Annotated in this window: 16 protein-coding genes; 6 read left to right on the top strand and 10 right to left on the bottom strand. The window is 73.0% G+C overall.

Annotated features, from left to right (window positions below; all coding sequences use genetic code 11):
• Window positions 1-23: 23 nt before the first annotated feature.
• The 3 genes from FB465_RS26545 to FB465_RS26535 all read right to left on the bottom strand — a co-directional run bounded on the left by FB465_RS26545 (window position 24) and on the right by FB465_RS26535 (window position 2,641).
• Window positions 24-803, bottom strand: a complete 780-nt coding sequence (locus tag FB465_RS26545) for a DUF1684 domain-containing protein (protein WP_145794485.1) — start codon at window positions 801-803, stop codon at window positions 24-26.
• Window positions 804-944: 141 nt separating this feature from the next.
• Window positions 945-1,808 carry an acyl-CoA thioesterase gene (locus FB465_RS26540; RefSeq protein ID WP_145794483.1) on the bottom strand — a complete coding sequence of 288 codons (864 nt, stop codon included), beginning with the start codon at window positions 1,806-1,808 and terminating at the stop codon, window positions 945-947.
• Window positions 1,809-1,966: 158 nt separating this feature from the next.
• A complete protein-coding gene (locus FB465_RS26535; RefSeq protein ID WP_145794482.1) occupies window positions 1,967-2,641 on the bottom strand; it encodes an alpha-ketoglutarate-dependent dioxygenase AlkB family protein in 675 nt (224 codons plus the stop codon).
• Window positions 2,642-2,811: 170 nt separating this feature from the next.
• Between FB465_RS26535 and FB465_RS26530 the strand changes: the two genes are divergently transcribed.
• Complete coding sequence (locus FB465_RS26530) at window positions 2,812-3,615, top strand: MBL fold metallo-hydrolase (RefSeq protein WP_145794479.1); 804 nt, start codon at window positions 2,812-2,814, stop codon at window positions 3,613-3,615.
• 25 nt (window positions 3,616-3,640) lie between these two features.
• Here FB465_RS26530 and FB465_RS26525 read toward each other — a convergent pair whose 3' ends face one another.
• Both FB465_RS26525 and FB465_RS26520 read right to left on the bottom strand, forming a co-directional pair.
• Window positions 3,641-3,976: a transglycosylase family protein gene (locus tag FB465_RS26525; RefSeq protein WP_145794477.1), complete on the bottom strand. Its 336-nt coding sequence runs from the start codon at window positions 3,974-3,976 to the stop codon at window positions 3,641-3,643.
• Window positions 3,977-4,131: 155 nt separating this feature from the next.
• Window positions 4,132-4,878: a LysM peptidoglycan-binding domain-containing protein gene (locus FB465_RS26520; protein WP_145794475.1), complete on the bottom strand. Its 747-nt coding sequence runs from the start codon at window positions 4,876-4,878 to the stop codon at window positions 4,132-4,134.
• A 575-nt stretch (window positions 4,879-5,453) separates the two neighbouring features.
• Between FB465_RS26520 and FB465_RS26515 the strand changes: the two genes are divergently transcribed.
• Window positions 5,454-6,341 (top strand): hypothetical protein, encoded by an 888-nt coding sequence (locus tag FB465_RS26515; RefSeq protein WP_145794474.1) that lies wholly within the window; start codon window positions 5,454-5,456, stop codon window positions 6,339-6,341.
• 91 nt (window positions 6,342-6,432) lie between these two features.
• Window positions 6,433-6,939 carry a hypothetical protein gene (locus FB465_RS26510; RefSeq protein WP_145794472.1) on the top strand — a complete coding sequence of 169 codons (507 nt, stop codon included), beginning with the start codon at window positions 6,433-6,435 and terminating at the stop codon, window positions 6,937-6,939.
• Between the two features lie 85 nt (window positions 6,940-7,024).
• On the opposite strand, the gene der is transcribed toward FB465_RS26510, so the two are convergent.
• The 4 genes from der to FB465_RS26490 form a co-directional block, all read right to left on the bottom strand.
• Complete coding sequence (gene der / locus FB465_RS26505; RefSeq protein ID WP_145794470.1) at window positions 7,025-8,476, bottom strand: ribosome biogenesis GTPase Der; 1,452 nt, start codon at window positions 8,474-8,476, stop codon at window positions 7,025-7,027.
• Between the two features lie 149 nt (window positions 8,477-8,625).
• Entirely contained in the window at window positions 8,626-9,339 is a 714-nt protein-coding gene (gene cmk, locus FB465_RS26500) for a (d)CMP kinase (RefSeq protein WP_145794469.1), read from the bottom strand.
• Window positions 9,340-9,575: 236 nt separating this feature from the next.
• Window positions 9,576-11,192 (bottom strand): MFS transporter, encoded by a 1,617-nt coding sequence (locus tag FB465_RS26495; protein ID WP_145794467.1) that lies wholly within the window; start codon window positions 11,190-11,192, stop codon window positions 9,576-9,578.
• A 112-nt stretch (window positions 11,193-11,304) separates the two neighbouring features.
• Window positions 11,305-12,390 (bottom strand): prephenate dehydrogenase, encoded by a 1,086-nt coding sequence (locus FB465_RS26490; RefSeq protein ID WP_145794465.1) that lies wholly within the window; start codon window positions 12,388-12,390, stop codon window positions 11,305-11,307.
• Window positions 12,391-12,657: 267 nt separating this feature from the next.
• On the opposite strand from FB465_RS26490, the gene FB465_RS26485 reads away from it, so the two are divergent.
• Genes FB465_RS26485 through FB465_RS26475 form a run of 3 tightly spaced genes read left to right on the top strand, consistent with a single transcriptional unit; the run spans window position 12,658 to window position 16,677 of the window.
• Window positions 12,658-14,724, top strand: a complete 2,067-nt coding sequence (locus tag FB465_RS26485) for a DUF4139 domain-containing protein (protein ID WP_246192847.1) — start codon at window positions 12,658-12,660, stop codon at window positions 14,722-14,724.
• Window positions 14,725-14,727: 3 nt separating this feature from the next.
• Entirely contained in the window at window positions 14,728-16,272 is a 1,545-nt protein-coding gene (locus FB465_RS26480) for a mucoidy inhibitor MuiA family protein (RefSeq protein ID WP_145794461.1), read from the top strand.
• Between the two features lie 42 nt (window positions 16,273-16,314).
• A complete protein-coding gene (locus FB465_RS26475) occupies window positions 16,315-16,677 on the top strand; it encodes a DUF952 domain-containing protein (protein WP_145794460.1) in 363 nt (120 codons plus the stop codon).
• A 25-nt stretch (window positions 16,678-16,702) separates the two neighbouring features.
• Here the strand turns inward: FB465_RS26475 and FB465_RS26470 are convergent, their stop codons facing one another.
• Complete coding sequence (locus FB465_RS26470) at window positions 16,703-17,683, bottom strand: helix-turn-helix domain-containing protein (RefSeq protein ID WP_170290693.1); 981 nt, start codon at window positions 17,681-17,683, stop codon at window positions 16,703-16,705.
• Window positions 17,684-17,702 lie beyond the last annotated feature (19 nt).

Genomic DNA, 17,702 nt, shown 5'->3' with positions numbered 1-17,702 from the left:
CCCTCACCCGCCCTCACACCGGGCTACCCCGAGAGCACCTGCTTCTCCCCCGCCTCCACCGCCACCGTCAGCCGGTTCCCCGGTGGCGGGAACGGGCAGACGAAGTGGTCCGCGAAGGCGCACGGCGGCAGGTAGGCCCGGTTGAGGTCCAGTACCGTTCGGCCGTCCGCGTCCGGGGCGGGCAGGGTGATGAAGCGGAAGCGGTACGTCTCGTGCCCGCTCGTCGCGTCGGCGATCACGCCGCTCAGCCGGCCGCCGGCACGGCTCACGGTCAGTGTGTGCGGCTCGCCGGCCAGGGTGAAGGCGATCTGGCCGGTTACCTCCAGCGGGCGCTCCCGCCCGTCGGCGTTGGGCACGACCACCGCCCGGTCGCTCTCGAACGGCGTGAAGACCGCCGGCACGGCCCACTCGGGCGAGTACGGGTAGACGGCGATCCCGGCGAAGGCTGCGCGGCTCGGTGCGTCGGGATCGAAGACCCGCAGTGCCAGCTCACCCTCCCGCTCGATCGGGACCAGCAGCACCTCCCCCAGCATCGCCAGATCCGCACCGGGCGCGGTGTCGGGACGTAGCGCGACCTCGCCGTCCACCGCCTGGTCGCTGCCCTTGATCCGGATCCCGTCGCCGCTCGCGGCGCTCACCCTCACCACACCGTCCGCGGCCCACCAGCGGCCGGGGAGGCCGGGCAGCTCGGCCGGTTCGGGCTCCAGCCAGTACGTCCCGGTGAGCGCGAGCGGGCCGTGCGGTGCGCTCACCGAAGCTGTGCGGCCGTCCGTCCAGTGCTTCCATTCCTCGGTGGCGGTCATTGCGCTCCCTCCCGGGCTTCGTATGCCGTCGATGTCTCTCGTGTGCGGTCGATGTCTGTCGTGGGCCGTCAATGTCTGTCGATGTCTGGCGATGTCTGTCGATGTCTGGCGAGCTGCGAAATTGGCGGCGCCCGTCGCCGGTCATCTCGCCGAGAGGGGCCGGAAGAGTCCCTCCTGCATGACGGAGACGACCAACTGGCCGCTCCGGTCGTAGATCTGTCCCCGGGCCAGACCCCGTGCGGCGTGCGCGATGTGCGACTCCTGCTGGTAGAGCAGCCAGTCGTCGGCCCGGAACGGGCGGTGGAACCACATCGCGTGGTCGAGCGAGGCCATGTCGAAGTTCCGCTCCCCCCACAGCGGCTCGACGGGCGCGCGTACGGAGTCCAGCAGGGTCATGTCGCTCGCGTAGGTGAGCGCGCAGACGTGGATCAACGGGTCGTCAGGGAGCGACCCGTTGGTGCGCAGCCACACTCCGCTGCGCGGCTCGACACCGACCAGCTCCTCCTTGGTCCAGCGGAGCCGGTCCACGTACCGGATGTCGAAGGGCTGGCGGCGGCTGATGAACGGCGGCAGCTCGCCCAGCTTCGATCCGACCTCCTCCAGCGCGCTGGGGAGGTCCTCGGGCCCGGGTACGTCGGGCATCGGGTCCTGGTGCTCGATGCCACCCTGCTCGGGCAGATGGAAGTCGGCCGTGAGCGCGAAGATGCTGCGGCCCTGCTGGATACCGAGCACCCGTCGGGTGGTGAAGGAGCGTCCGTCCCTGATCCGGTCGACCTGGTAGACGATCGGTACGCCGGGCACTCCGGGGCGGAGGAAGTACGCGTGCAGCGAGTGCACCGGGCGGCCTCCGTCGACCGTACGCCCCGCCGCCACCAGCGCCTGCCCTGCCACCTGTCCGCCGAAGGTCCGCTGCAACGCCTCCTCGGGGCTGCGGCCGCGGAAGATGTTGAGCTCGATCTGCTCCAGATCCAGCAGATCGACGAGCTGGTCGACGGGGGTACCCATAGCTGCATGTCCTCTCTTGGGCGGCTCGCGGGGCATGGCTCGCCCGGCTGCCGCCTTCGTCTACCCAGAAGTCTGCTCGGCCCGGCGGAATTCCCGCCGTCCGACGCGGGCGTACGGGGGTACGAGGGTACGGGCCAGGAACCCCATGACACGCGGCCTCACCCGAAGCCGGACTCCCGCACGGTGATGTTCAACCGCCCCTCCAGCCCCAGGGCCGGGTCTGCCGTGCCCGGCAGGGTGCGCATCACCCCGTGGTACGCGAACCTGGCCGGGCCGCCGAAGACCAGCAGATCGCCGCTGCGGAGCTCCAGGTCCGTCCATGGGCGGGTTCGGGTCTCGGTGTTGCCGAGCCGGAAGACGCAGGTGTCACCGAGGGAGAGGGAGACCACCGGCGCGTCGATCCGCTCGTCCCGGTCGCGGTGCATGCCCATCTTGGTGCCGTGGGCGTAGTGGTTCACCACCGCGACGTCCGGCGCGTACCCGGGTGCGCCGGTGATCTCCTGCAGCCCGGAGCCGTACGCATCCGCGACGGCGCGCTGCGCGAGCTCGCCCAGCTCGGGAGGGAAGGGCTTGACCGGTGCGCCGTCCCCGTCGACCGCCGTCCGTGCGTAGCCGTAGGGGTACCAGTACCAGCCGAGGCATACCATCCGTACGGACATGACCCCGCCGCGGGGCAGCGTCACGGTGCGCATCCCGGCCGGCGGGCGGGACCACTCGCGGCACGCCTCCACCAGGGCACGCTGCTCCGCCGGGCTGAGCCAGTCGGGAAGGTGCACCGCCCCGGGCACCGGGTCGGCCCGCTCGCGAGGGAGAGGGAAGAGTCCGCCGTCCACGTTCCCCATCCTCGCAGCCCCGCCCTCGCAGCCCCACCCTCACCGCCCCGCCCTCGCAGCCGCCGATCCGGGCGACTGAACCGTTCGGCGCATGACACGCCCGGCTGCGGGTGCAGCGGAGCGCAGCGCGGCCGAGGCTGAGCTGGGAGTACTCCACGCTAGGAGCCAGCATGAAGACCCTCGCCTTCGAGATCGTCGACTTCCCCGACGCTTCGCTGAACAAGACCGCCGTCCTGGTCACCGGCCCCCACGAGGCCCTGCTGGTCGACGCGGGCTTCACCCTCTCCGACGGCCGGCGGCTCGTGCAGGGGGTCAAGAACTCCGGGAAGCGGCTGACCACGGTCTTCATCAGCCATGGCGACCCGGATTTCTACTTCGGCGCGGAGGTGGTCCAGGACGCCTTCCCCGATGCCCGGTTCCTCGCCCCGCCGCTGGTCGTCGACCACATCAGGGACACCTACCCGGCCAAGCGGGAGGCCTGGGGGCAGCTCGGCGACGAGCTCTCGACCCGCCTCGTCCTTCCGGAGCCGCTCGACGGCGACCTGATCGACTTCGAGGGCCACCGGTTCGAGCTGCGCGGCGCCGACTTCCACCTGCCGGACCGTCACTACCTCTGGGAGCACCGGCACCGGGCCGTCCTCGGCGGCGTCCTGCTCTTCCAGGGCCTGCACGTCTGGACGGCCGACACGCCCACCGCCGCGCAGCGCGGTGCCTGGATCGACCTCCTGGACGGCATGGAGGCGCTGGATCCGCTCTTCGTGGCTGCCGGGCACCGGACCGCGGACGCGCCGAGCGACGGCACGGCGATCGCCTACACCCGCGAGTATCTGAAGTACTTCGAGACCGAGATCGGCAAGGCCCCCGATGCGGCGGGGGCGCAGGCCGAGCTGGAGCGGCTCTACCCGGACGCCGGGCTCCGGCTGGCCGTCGAGCTCGGCACCAAGGTCGCCAAGGGGGAGCTGGAGTGGCGCTGACCACACCCGCCAGGACAGCTACAGGTCAGGGCTCCAGCAGGCCCGTCAGTCGGGCGCAGTACGCCCAGGCCTCCCACCCCTGCTGCCGCCGGATCTCCTCGGCGACGGTGATCTGCTGCCGGCGAGTCGCCCGGTCCGGCCGGTCGGCGAAGCGCAGGCCGCCGACCTCGTACCAGGTGGGCGGCCAGATCTGCAGGCCGCCGAAGTAGCCGTTGCCGGTGTCGGCATGCCAGTCGCCACCGCTCTCGCAGTCGGCGAGGCGCTCCCAGGTCTCGTCGGACGCGGGCGGCGGCGCCGGTGCGAACGCGAGAGCCCCGAGCACGGCGAGCGGCAGTAGCGGTAGCAGCAGTAACGGTCGCATGGTCACAGCGTCGAGCCGCAGGGGCCGCCACGCCGCCCCGCATCAGCCGTACGGGTACGGATGCGCAAACACCGCCGGCCGCCCCCACGAGTGGGGACGGCCGGCGGTGTCGGGTACGCGATGCGTACGTTGCGCGCGGGGCGCTACGCGATGCGTCAGACCGAGAGGACCTGGCCCGGGAAGATCAGGTCCGGGTTGCCGCCGACGACGCCGGCGTTGTTGTGGTACAGGGTCTTCCAGTCGAGGCCCTTGGCGGCGGCGATGTCGCTCAGGGTGTCGCCGCTCTTGACGGTGTAGGTGCCACCGTTGGTCTTCTTGGCCGGGGCCGCGGGGGCCTTGGTGGCCTTCGGTGCGGCGGCCTTCGGAGCGGCGGCGGCCTTCGGGGCGGCGGCGGCCTTGGGGGCCTCGGTCTTCGGCGCGGCGGCCTGCGGGGCGGCCTTGGGGGCAGCGGCGCGGGTCTCGGAGCGCGAGGCCGCGGCGGAGCCGGTGTCGACCTGGGCGGCGGCGCCGCCCTTGGTCAGGCCCGCCTTGACGGAGCAGACCGGCCAGGCGCCGGGGCCCTGGTCGGCGAGGACCTTCTCGGCGATGGTGATCTGCTGGGCCTTGGTGGCCTGGTTGGCCTGCGGCGCGTACTGGGTGCCGCCGTACGCGGCCCAGGTGCTGGAGGTGAACTGCAGGCCGCCGTAGAAGCCGTTGCCGGTGTTGATGCTCCAGTTGCCGGTGCTCTCGCACTGGGCGACGGCGTCCCAGGTGGACACCGAGGCGGCGGAGGCCGAAGTGGCCGTGACGAGGCCGGCCACCGGAAGGGCGACCAGAGCGCCGCCCATCAGGGCCATCCGCACGCGGTTGCGCTTGGGGGCGGAGGTCGTGGTGGCAGCGGCGGTCTCGTTACGGAAGGTCATGTGATTCCTCTCGACATCCCCGGGCGGGCATGCGGAACCAAGCCCTGTGGGCGTGATTCGCTTGCCTCGTCCGCAAGACGGCCGTCACGTTTCCGACGTGCGTGCCGCCCCGGCAACCCTCCATGCACCTGCGCCGCTCTCTGAGCTGTCGCGTCGGTGGGCACCTGCGCCGCCGGGCGAACCGGCGGGCCGTGCGTCGGGGGTGAACCCGGGTAGTGCTCGTTGCACTGGTTACGAAGCTACGAGCCGCCCAGGCGGGCGCCAAACGTTTTCGGGTATTCGCAGCTCAGCAGGCCGTTACCGACGGTAAAGATCAAGTAAACAGAGGCCTTATGTCCGATTTGCGCCCTAATTCCATGATCAAACCATGTGTCTGTATGGTCCCCGTCACAGCTTGACCCCTGTGAGCTCGGGCACAGCATCGACAGATTGCGACCACTCGTCCACACATCGCAGTCAGATTTGCGGCAAATCCCGTCGCTGTCGAGCTCACCCGTGACCCGAGCCACAACGGTCCGTTGGTAAAGGCGGCCGGGCGCGCCCGCGCCACCCCCCTGACGAACCGAGGAGTCCCCGTGCCGCGCATGCTCGATGTCAGCGACGAGGTCCGAGCGGAGATCGGCGACGACGAGGCAGATCGCCTGCTCGCCGGTGCCCACGCGCCCGACACCTATGACTGCACCTCCTGTCGAACCCCTGGCAACTCCACCCAGGAGGCCACCAGCACGGTGCTGTTCGTCGGTGACGAGACGGCCGTACTGGCCTTCGCCCACACCCGCTGCATCCCCTCCCAGGTGGTGCCCGTCTCCGAGGAGCAGTTGCTCGGCGCGGTACGCAGCATCAGCCAGACCCAGGGCAGTGCCCCGGCACCGGCCCCCGCCGACGGCCTCCTGCTCACCAGCGCTCCCCCGAACGGCGGCTCGCCGAACAACGGGCTGCTCAACGGCGGCTCGCCGAACAACGCCGCCGCCGTCGCCGCCCCCGGCAGCGGTCAGCCCGCCGTGCTCGGCATCACGTGCGGCCTGGTGCTGTGCGGCGACACCGGCCACGCCGCCGTGGTGGTCGAGCCGACCGGCCCGGTCGGACGCCCGGGCAACGTCTCCGGTGAGGACGAGTTCCTGTCCCTGCTGGCCGAGAACGGCTTCCAGCCCGTCCTGGACGTCGACAAGGCCCCGGCTCAGCTGCCCGGGTGGTCGGTGCTGATGGCCATGGGCCAGCTGCACGCGATCCTGCAGCCGTCCGCCACCGGCGGCACCTCCGCCTGGTGGCAGGCCCACCAGCCGCTCCAGGTCACCGACGCCTGGCGGATCGCGGCGGGGCGGCAGTCCGAGGTGACGATGTACGCGGCCCCGGCCGGCACCATCGGCCGTCAGCCCCGGGAGGACCTGCTCCGGATGGCCCTCGAGCGGGCCGCAAACCAGGGTCTGCTGGTCGCGGCCGCCCTGCCGCTCGCGGGTACCTGACCGCCCCCGGTGCGGGCCCGGGGCCGGGACTGGCATAGGCCGCCGTGCTCCGGGCCCGCATCCCCGGGCCGTCTCGCTCGTTGGCTCCTACGTGTACAGCTACGACGTCGCCGCGACCCACCGTCAGCCCACCACCAGCCGTTCGATCCCGGGCATGCGCCCGTCGTACGACGCGGAGCACCCCTCGTCCGCGACCCCGATCTATGACGCGCTGTACTCGGAGTACCGGAGACTCTTCCGGGCCCTGCCGGGCGACCGCAGCGGCGAGGAGGATCTGCGCTTCGCCGGGTTCGCCGTCCGGGACAGCTACGCTTCCCGCGCCGAGTCGGTCGGGTACCCGCAGCAGCAGGCGTTCCACACCTACCCCGGGCACGCCCAGGGCACCCCGCAGTTCATGCCCGCCCAGCAGTCCGCCGGTGGGCTGGGCTCCGGTGGGCTGGGCTCCGGTGGCCAGAGCTCGGGCGGGCAGTTCTCCAGCGGGCAGGGCTGGGTGGCGAGCGGCTACCTGTCCCCCACCTCATCGGCCACCTCCGGGGTCGGCGGGCGGCACCGCAGCATGCTGTCGCTGCCGCCGGGCCGGGTCCCCGGCGAGAGCTGATCCAACCCCTGCCCCGGGCCGAACGGACGGAGGCCGGGCACCCCTTGATCGGGTGCCCGGCCTCCGTCCGTTCGACGAGTGCTTCCTACTTCCTACGGCGCTTCTCGCGCACCCGCACGGAGATCGAGATCGGCGTACCGACGAAGCCGAACTCCTCGCGCAGACGGCGCTCCACGAAGCGGCGGTAGCCCGCCTCCAGGAAGCCCGAGGCGAACAGCACGAACCGCGGCGGACGGGTGCCCGCCTGGGTGCCGAACAGGATGCGCGGCTGCTTGCCGCCCCGGATCGGGTGCGGGTGGGAGGCCACCAGCTCGCCGAGGAAGGCGTTCAGGCGTGCGGTCGGGATACGGGTCTCCCAGCCCGCCAGCGCGGTCTCGATCGCCGGGACGAGCTTCTCCATGTGGCGACCGGTCAGCGCCGAGACGTTGACCCGGGGCGCCCACTGGACCTGGACGAGATCCTGCTCGATCTCGCGCTCCAGGTAGTAGCGGCGCTCCTCGTCCATCTGGTCCCACTTGTTGTAGGCGATGACGACGGCACGCCCGGCCTCGACGGCCATCGTGATGATCCGGGTGTCCTGCTCGGCCAGCGTCTCGCTGGCGTCGATCAGGACGACCGCGACCTCGGCCTTCTCCAGCGCCGAGGCGGTGCGCAGCGAGGCGTAGAAGTCGGCGCCCGCGGTGAGGTGGACCCGGCGGCGGATACCGGCCGTGTCGACGAACTTCCAGGTCTTCCCGCCCAGCTCGATCAGCTCGTCGACCGGGTCGCGGGTGGTGCCGGCGAGCTCGTTGACGACCACCCGGTCCTCGCCCGCGACCTTGTTGAGCAGGCTGGACTTGCCCACGTTGGGCCGGCCGATCAGGGCGACGCGGCGCGGACCGCCGAGGGCGGTGCCGAAGGTCTGCGGCGGGGCCTCGGGGAGAGCAGCCATCACGGCGTCCAGCAGGTCGCCGGAGCCGCGGCCGTGCAGCGCGGAGACGGGGTACGGCTCGCCGAGGCCGAGCGACCAGAGGTACGCGGCCTCCGCCTCGGTGGACTGGCCGTCGACCTTGTTGGCGCAGAGCACGGTGGGCTTGCCGGCCCGGCGGATGATCTTGATCAGCGCCTCGTCGGTGTCGGTCGCACCGACGGTGGCGTCCACCACGAAGAGCACCGCGTCGGCGGTCTCGATGCCGAGCTCGGCCTGCGCGGCCACCATGGCGTCGAGGCCGAGGACGTCCAGCTCCCAGCCGCCGGTGTCGACCAGCTTGAAGCGGCGGCCGTTCCAGGTGGCCTCGTACGTGACGCGGTCACGGGTCACGCCGGGGCGGTCCTCGACGACGGCCTCACGGCGGCCGATGATGCGGTTCACCAGGGTCGACTTGCCGACGTTCGGGCGTCCCACGACGGCCAGGATCGGCAGTGGGCTGTGGTCGGCGTCGCCGAGCCCGTCGATGTCCTCGGCGTCGAAGCCCTCCTCGGCGGCGAGCGCCATGAACTCCGCGTACTCGGACGCGTCCAGCTCGCCGTGCGAGCCGGTCGCGGTCTCGTTGCTCATTTTCCGTATGTCCATTTCCCGGCACGGCCCTTCCCAGGGACGTGCCGTGCGTACCTGCCCTGACGGGCAGCGCGGTGCGGCCTGCCCTCGTAGCGGGCAGCGCAAGTATGTAGGTCGTTCCCGGGGGGGTCGTTCCCGGGCAGCAGTCGTCAGACTGCGGAGAGCCCGGCCCGCTCCTCCACCAGGGAGGCGATCCGGTCGATCACCTGGTCCAGGGTGAGCTCGCTGGTGTCGACCAGCACGGCGTCGGGCGCCTGGGTGAGCGGCGCCGTCTCCCGGGAGGAGTCGGCGGCGTCGCGGCGGGCGAGGTCGGCGGCCATCGCGGTGATGGTCGCCTCGTCCACGCCCTTGGCGCGCAGCTCGGCGGCCCGGCGCTCGGCGCGGGCGGTCTCGGAGGCGGTGAGGAAGATCTTCACTGTCGCGTCCGGGAACACCACGCTGCCCATGTCCCGGCCCTCGGCGGCGATACCCCGCTCGGCGACCTCGGCGCAGCCGCGCTGCAGCTCGACCAGCCGGGTCCGCACCTGCGGGACGGCGGCCACGGCGCTGACGTGCGCGGTCACCTCCGGGCCGCGGATCGGGCCGGAGACGTCCTGGCCGTCGACCGTGATGGTCGGGCCGTCCGCGTCCGTACCGGAGACGATCACCGGCTTGCCGCAGGCGATGGCGACGGCCTCGGGGTCGTTGACGTCGACGTCGTTGGCCAGCATCCACCAGGTCATCGCGCGGTACATCGCGCCGGTGTCCAGGAAGCTCAGCCCGAGCCGGGCGGCGACCGCCCGCGAGACGGTCGACTTTCCGGAGCCGGAGGGTCCGTCGATGGCGACGACGACCGGGGCGTGCGCTCGGTCGGCAGTGTCCACGGGGCGAACCTCTCTCTGTGCCTGAGCTGAATGACTACAACAAGGTTAGTCGACCGGCGCAGACGCTCCGACCGCCGTGGCACCAGGGCCCGGCCGAGCACTCGGCACACCCCTGCCGCCTGCCGGAGGCGGAGACGCCGGGGACGGCCGGAGGCGGCGATGGTCGATGGGAGGCAGCGGGAGTAAGAGGCAGCGCGCGGAGGTGTCCCGCACGGCCAGGACGGAGCCGGCCGCCGCTACGGCTCTGTCGAACGGGGCTGGGTCGTCGGGATCCGCTGGGTGAAGAACATCGCGAGGAGAGCGGTGAGGGCGAGGACGGCGAGCGCCGCGCGCAGGCCGTCGAGCCTCGCTGCCGCGTTCGCGTCGAGCGCGGCCTGCGTCACCTCCGCGCTCACGCCCGCTTCGTCGAGGGCGGCCGTGAGCTGGGCGTCCGACAGAAAGGGCACGCCGCCCTCGAGCTCGACCGTCGCCTGGCTGGTGACCTCGGCCGGGATCGCCTGATTCTGCTCGATGCTGGTCAGGAACGACGTCGTGAGCGCCGCGATCATGATCGAACCGGCGAGTGCCGTACCGATCGAGGCGCCGAGGTTGGTGACGGCGTTCTGGACGCCGCCGACCTCCGCGCTCTGCTCGTCCGGCACCGCGGAGACGGTGACCGACCCGAGCTGGGAGGCCAGCGCGCCCATGCCGAGCCCGATCAGCAGGAGGGGGACGGTGACGATCTCCGCCCCCGCGTCCGCGTCGAGCGCGGCCAGCAGGACCACCGCACCCACGAGCAACGAGAAGATCCCGATCCGCACCACGCGCCGCGGCGAGACGTCGGGAAGAAAGCGCGGGATCAGGATCGCCGCAGCCAGCAGTGTCAGGGAGAGCGGCAGGATGCGTACGCCGGTCTTGAGCGCGGACAGGCCGAGCGCCACCGACAGGTAGAGCGGTACGACGAAGAAGACCCCCATCTGCACGAGGTACTGGAAGAAGAAGATCGTCAGGCCGCCGGAGAGCTGCCGGTTCCGCAGCAGGGCCGGGTCCACGAGTGGCTCCCCGCCCTGCTCCACCACCCGGGCCTCCCAGCGGAGGAAGAGCCAGATCAGGAGCACTCCCGCCAGCATCAGCCACACGACCAGCGAGATCCCGAGCCAGGCGGGTGCGTCGGGCTTCGGGAGGAACCAGCCCCACTCGTCCGAGCGGAGTACGCCGAAGACGAAGATCCCGAGCCCGAGGGCGGAGAGCACGGCCCCGACCAGATCGATGTGCGGGCGCGTGGTGGCCGGCGCTTCCTCGATGCGGCGGCCGAGCACCAGGATGCCGAGCACGATCGCGACCTCACCGGCGAAGACCCAGCGCCAGGAGAAGTACGTCGTCGCGATGCCCCCGATGAGCGGCCCGACCGCGATCGCCACGGCCCCGGCAGCCATGACGAGTCCGTAGGCGGCCGGCCGGCGTTCGGCCACGAAGTTGCCGGCGACGAGCGCCACGATCGCGGGCAGGATGAGTGCCGCCCCGACCCCCTCGAGGAACGACCAGCCGAGCAGGAGCACGGGCAGGTTCGGGGCGATCGCCGTCGTCAGGGACCCGCAGCCGTAGATGACACAGCCGATCATGAACGCACGCTTGCGGCCCATGAGGGCGCCGACCTTGCCGCCCGGGATCATGAACATCGCCATCACGAGCGTGTAGGCGGTGATCGCGCCCTGGATCCCGGTCACGGTGGTGCCCACGTCATCGGCCACCGTCGCGATCGACACGTTCATGACAGAGCTGTCCAGCAGCATCAGGAACTGCCCGGCTGCGAGTGTCAGCAGGACCAGTCGCGCCGTCGCCGAACTCTTGGGAGTGCCTGCCCCTGGTGCCATTGGCGTATCGTCCCAGCGACCGTGGAGAGCGGCTCGTCGACTCGCCACGGAGACCGGCCGGTTGCCACTGGTGGGCGATCCCTGACCGAGCCCCCGGTGTCGCTCTGCCGGGCTAGTCCCGCACGCTCCACCCGTGTTCCCGGAGCGCGACGGTGAGCCGCTTGACGGCGGCCGGGGCGACGGAGAGCTGGACGAAGCCGACCTGCTGGCCGGAGGAGTGCTCGATCGCCACGTCCTCGATGTTGACGCCGAGGGCGCCGACCTCGCCGAAGAGGCGGCCGAGTTCTCCGGGCTGGTCGCCGAGGACGACGGCGACGGTCTCGTAGCGGGTGGGCGGCGCGCCGTGCTTGCCGGGGATGCGGGCCTGGCCGGCGTTGCCCCGGCGCATCACGGCCTCGATCCCGGCCGCCCCGGACCGGCGCTCGCCCTCGTCGGCGGTCTGCAGGGCGCGCAGCGCCGTGACGGTGTCGCCGAGGTCCGCGGCGAGCTCCTCCAGGATGTCGGCGACCACCCCGGCGTTGGCGGAGAGGATGTCGACCCACATCGCGGGGTTGGAGGCGGCGATCCGGGTGACGTCGCGCACGCCCTGGCCGGAGAGCCGCACGGCGGTCTCGTCCGCGTGCTCCAGCCGGGCCGCGACCAGCGAGGAGAAGAGCTGCGGGGCGTGCGAGACCAGCGCGACGGCCCGGTCGTGCGCGGCGGCGTCCATCACGATCGGCATGGCGCCGCAGAGGGCGACCAGTTCGAGCGCGGCGTTGAGGGTCTCGGTGTCGGTGTCCGGGGTCGGGGTGAGCACCCAGGGCCGGCCCTCGAAGAGGTCGGCGCGGGCGGCCAGCGGGCCGGAGCGCTCGCGCCCGGCCATCGGGTGGCTGCCGATGTAGTGGACGGTGTCGCAGCCGAGCGCGGTGACCTCGGCCCGGGGGCCCGACTTCACGCTCGCGACGTCGGTGTACCAGCGGGCCAGTCCGCGGCGCTGGCAGTCGGCGAGCACCTTGCCGACCAGCGCGGGCGGCACCGCGATGATCGCCAGGTCGACCGGCCCGTCCGGCGTCTCCGTGGTGCCCGCGCCGAGCGAGGCGGCCGTACGGGCGGCGTCCGGGTCGGCGTCCTCGAGATGGACGTGCAGCCCGCGCCGGGTGAGGGCGAGCGCGGCGGAGGTGCCGATCAGTCCGGTGCCGACGACGGCGACAGTGCGCATGGCGGGGTACGTCTCCTGAAACCTGAGAACGGGCCTGAACCTGATGACGGGCCCGGTGGTCACCCATCCTCTCGCACCGGTACGGCCCGCGCGGCCCCGGGCGCCTCAGTCCGTGTACCTCCGGCAAGAACCGGCGGCGAGGCCACCGCCGTCCCCCTCCATGGCATTGCACGGCCATTGCACGGCACGCGGCGCAAATCCACTGCCACCCGGGTACCCCGGGGGCAGACTGGGCGCCCGGGGTGGCATCGACGAAGGGCTACAGGGGTGGCGGCGGAGACGGCACGGAACTGGGAGTCGGTACTGGATTCGGTGGTGGTCTACGCGTCCGGCGCGCTCTGCCGGCGGCGGGCGCGCGGATTGGTGCCGCCGGACGGCCGGGTACGGCTGACGGGTCTGCCCCGCGCCCTCGACGGCGGCTCGCTGCGGGCGCGGGTGCTCGGCGACGGCGCCCGGGTCACCGAGGCCCGGCTGGAGGTGGCGGCCGAGCTGCGCGAGGCCGGCGAACTGCCCGAACTGCTCCGCGCCGTCGAGCAGGCCCGGGAGGACGTGGACGCCGCCCGCGAGCGCCACTCGCTCCAGCTGAGCCGGATCGAGGAGATCACCGCGCTGCGCGCCGTCCCCCCGCCGCGCAGGCGCGAGGAGCCGCACCGCCGTACGCCCGCCGACGCCTGGCTGGAGCTCGCCGACTTCGTGGACGGCCGCCTGGCCGCCCTGCACGGCCGCGCCGAGCAGCTCACCGACGAGCTCCGCCTCACCGAACACGCCCTCGACGTGGCCCGGGAGCGGCTCTCCCGGGCCTCCACCGCCGAGCCCGCCGGCCCGGTGGGGACCAGCGCCACCGCCGTCCTCACCCTCGTGGGAGCCGGCGAGGGCGAGCTGGAGATCGAGCTCGAGTACGGCGTCCCGGGCGCGGTCTGGGTGCCGTCGTACCGGCTGAGCCACCGTCAGGGTGAGAGCAGCGGGACGCTGGTGCTGCGCGCCTCGGTGGCGCAGCGCACCGGCGAGGACTGGACGGGCGTACGGCTCGGTCTCTCCACCGCCGACCTGCTGCGCCGCACCGAGCTGCCGAAGCTGCGCTCGATCCGGATCGGGCGGCGGCAGCCGGCCCCCGCGCCGTCCGGCTGGCGCGAGCCACCGGGCGGACTGGCCGAGCTCTTCGCGGGGTACGACGCGGCGGGCCCGCGCCCGGAGCCGCGCCGACCGCAGATGGTGGCCGTGGCGGGCCCGGCGGGCGGCGGGATGCTCGGCGTCCCGGAGTACCCGCCGGCCGTGGGCGGCATGGTTCCCGCCGCGTACGGCATGGCCCCACCCCCGGCGCCGGCCCCACCCGCACCGCAGGCCCCGGCCGCTCCCGGGCACGCCGGGTTCGCAGGCGCACCACCCGCACCGGGCGGAGCCCCCCTCGCGATGGCCCCGCGCATGCGGATGGCCGCCCCCGCGGCCCAAGCGGCACCCGCTGCCCTCGCAGCCGCGGCACCGCCGCCGCCCGAGCCTGCCGGCCCGCCCCACCCCGACCCGATGTGGCTCGACTACGCCGAGCTGGCGCTCCACGGCCCCGACCAGCGCCCGGACCGCCGAGGGCGTCTGCTCCCGGCCGGCACCTCCGACCTGGCCACCACCGAGTACCGCCACCGCGCCGAGGCCGTGGCGGCCCTGCCGCTCCCCCGGCACGCCGTCCGCCCCCGCGAGTCGGCCGGCTCGTTCGACCATCGCTACGACGCCGCCGCCCCGGTCGACATCCCCTCCGACGGCAGCTGGCACACCGTCACGGTCGGGGAGATCCCGGTCGCACTGCAGCACGAGTACGTCTGCGTGCCGTCGGTCGAGGAGACCGTCTACGGCACGCTGGTGCTCGGCAACGCGACCGACCGGGCTCTGCTCGCCGGGCCGGTCGAGGTCACGGTGGACGGCGAGTTCCTGCTCACCGCCGCCCTGCCGACCCTCGCCCCCGGCGGCACCCGGCGGGTGGGCCTGGGGGTGGCGGAGAGCATCCAGGTGGCCCGCCGCACCGAGCTGCGCGAGTCCACCGCGGGTCTGCGCAACAACATCACCGTGCTCGACCACCGCGTCCACGTGGAGCTGGCCAACCGCCTCGGCCACCCGGTCACGGTGGAGGTCCGCGAACGCGTCCCGGTCACCTCCGACGCCGACATCCGGATCGAGGAACGAGCCGGCTGGACGGCACCTGACCAACCCTCGGAGACCTGCCCGCCGAGCACCCGCCTGTGGCGGGTCGACCTGCCCGCCCACGGCACTGCCGAGCTGGACGGCGGCTACGAGATCCGCATCCCGGCCGGCAAGGCCCTCCTCGGCGGAAACCGGAGGAACTGAACCATGACCGCCCTTCCCGTCACTTCCGTCACCTGCCTGGAGGACCGCGCCCTGGTCGAGCGCACCACCGTCCTCGACCTGACCGTCGGCGTCCAGCGTCTGCGCCTCGGCCCGATCAGCGCGCTCGCCGTCGACCGCTCGCTCCGTACGGAGCTGGCGGACCACCCGGACGCCAAGGTCCTCGACACCCGGATCGTCCGCTCCTGGACCCCGCGCGCCCCGCTCCCGCCCGGCACCGAGGACTCCGAACTACGCCACCGCATCCACGCCCTGGAGCAGGAGCAGCTCGCCGCGACCGGCCGTCGGCAGCGGCTGGAGGCCCGGCTCGCGCTGCTCGCCCAGCTCGCCGCCGACCTGCTGCGCGAGGTCGGCGAGGGGGCCGGCCACGGTGAGATCGAGCGCGCCCGCTGGACCAGGGAACTGGACCGGGTGGACGCCGAGCGGGAGTCCTACGGCGAGCAGCTGCGCACCGTGCGGGCCCGCCTGCGCGCCGTCGAGGAGGAGGTGAGCCAGGCCCAAGAGGCCCTGGAGCTGGCCGAGGAGGAGCCCGCCGAGCTGGTCGCGCACGTCGAGCTGACCATCGAGGCCGCCACCGCGGGCAAGGCGGTGCTGAGCCTCGTCCACCTCACCCCGTGCGCCCTGTGGCGCCCGGCCTACCGCGTGACCCTGGCCGACGGCACCCTCCGGGTGGAGACCGAGGCGGTGGTCTGGCAGCGCACCGGCGAGGACTGGTCGGACGTACGGCTGACGCTCTCGACCGCCAGGTCCGCCCTGGCCGGGGAGCCGCCGCGGCTGGCGGAGGACGTGCTGACGCTGCGTGAGCGCACCGCGGAGGAGCGCCGGACGGTCGAGGTCGAGCTGCGCGAGGAGGAGATCAGCACCACCGGCCCCGCGGCGGCCGGCGGCCTGCCGGGCGTGGACGACGGCGGCGAGGTGCGCGTGCTGAGGGCGGCCCACCCGGCGTCGGTCCCCGGTGACGGCCGCGCCCACCGCGTGCCGCTCAGCGTCTTCACGGCACCGGCGAGCAGCGAGTACGCCTGCGCCCCCGAGCTCTCCCCCCTGGTCACCCGGGTGGTCCGGTTCCGGAACGAGTCCGGCCATGCGCTGCTCGCCGGCCCGGCGGACCTGATCCTCGGCAGCGGCTTCACCGGCCGCGGCGAGCTGCCGTTCACCGCCCCGGGCGCCCCCGTCGAGCTGTCCTTCGGCAGCTCGGACGGCTACCGGGTGGTGCGCGAGGCCGAGGAGACCAGGGGCAGCACCGGCCTGAGCCAGCGCACCGTGGTCACCCGGACGGTGCGCCTGCACCTCTCCCGCTTCTCAGGCCCCCAGGAGCACGACGACCAGCTGGTCACCGTCCGCGAACGGGTCCCGGTCTCCGAGGTCTCCTCGGTGGAGGTCCGCCTGCGCAAGGAGTCCTGCTCCCCCGCACCGGACGAGCTCGACGCCGAGGGCATCGTCCGCTGGGACGTCACGCTGCCGCCGGGCGGCCGACGGACCGTCACCCTGGTGTACGAGGTCTCGGCGGCGGCCAAGGTCGCCGGGATCTGACCGTCGACTCCACGACCCCCTCAATCCGGTACAAAGGGAGACATGATCTACCACCTCGCACCCCTGGACGACTGGCTTCGCGACCCCGGACGGCCGTACACCGCCGCCTCCCTGCTGACCGACGGGTTCATCCACTGCTCGGCTGACGAGCAGACAGCCCTGGCCGTGGCCAACGCCTTCTACCAGGACGCGCCGGGCCCGCTGATGGCCCTGCTGATCGAGGAGAACCTGGTCGAGCCGATGGTGAAGTGGGAGGCACCCACCGGCGCCCCGCCGCCCGGCTCCACCCCCGGCGTGCTGTTCCCGCACATCTACGGCCGGCTCAACCGGACGGCCGTGGTCGGGCTGGAGAAGCTCGAACGCGGCCCGGACGGCCGGTGGAGCACCCTGGTGCCCTGGAGCTGACCCCGCCGGGCCCCGGTCCGGGCTCTCAGAGCCAGCCGCGCTCGCGGGCCGCCATCCCCGCCTGGAAGCGGGTCGTGGCGCCGAGCTGCCGCATCAGGGTCTGCAACCGCCGCTGGGTGGTGCGGGCGCTCCAGCCGAGCGAGCGCGCGATGGACTCGTCCGTCAGTCCCGCCGCGAGCAGGCCGAGCAGCTTGCGGTGGTCCGCCTCCGGCTCCAGCTCGCCGTCCCCGTCGCCGATCGCCGCCTGCAGCGGCACCGCCCGGTCCCACTCGGCCTCGAACAGCCCGTCCAGCGCCTGCAGCAGCGCGGACGGATGGATCACGTACGCGGCGTCCAGGACGGCGTCACCGACGCTGATCGGGATGATCGCCATCCGGTCGTCCGCCATCATCATCTTCATCGGCAGAACGGGACGCACCCGGGCCTCCTCGCCGTCCGCGACGCCGACCAGGATCTCCTTCTCGAGCCGGCCGGGCCAGGCCACGGCCTCCTTGTCGAAGATCGTCCGGAACCGCACGCCCGCCTTGAGCCGCTGACGCTGCCGGGGCAGGTAGGCCACCGGTTCCTGGACGTACGGCGGGCAGTCGAAGCCGCGCATCTGGTACTCGGCGCTCTCCACCAGGTGCTCCACGCGCTGCGCGATCGCCTCGGCGCCGCTGAGCACCTCGACCGAGTGGGCCGGATCGGTGAAGCGCGAGGCCTCGCGGAAGGCGTCCATCAGCCGGTGCATCTCGGCACGGGCACTGCGCAGCTGGGCCTCGCGGTGGCCGATCAGGGTGCCGATGGCGACGTCGGGGGCGACGGCGAGGTAGCGCTCACGGTCGACCGGGGCGCGGGTGGCCATGCCCTGTTCGGCCAACCTGTCCAGGGCGGCGCGGGCCTGTTGGAGCGTCAGCCCGCACTGCTCGGCGAGCTCCTCGGCCGTGGACTGCGGCGCCATCACCAGCGCCGCGTACACCTGTCCGTCCGGCCGCCCCAGGCCGAGCACTCCGAATGCGTCGAGCACAACGCTCCTTCCCCCAGTG

It is taken from the genome of Kitasatospora atroaurantiaca (assembly GCF_007828955.1).
Classification (GTDB): domain Bacteria; phylum Actinomycetota; class Actinomycetes; order Streptomycetales; family Streptomycetaceae; genus Kitasatospora; species Kitasatospora atroaurantiaca.
The sequence above is the reverse complement of the archived record's forward strand: the minus strand, read 5'-3'. Positions and strand labels throughout refer to the sequence as shown.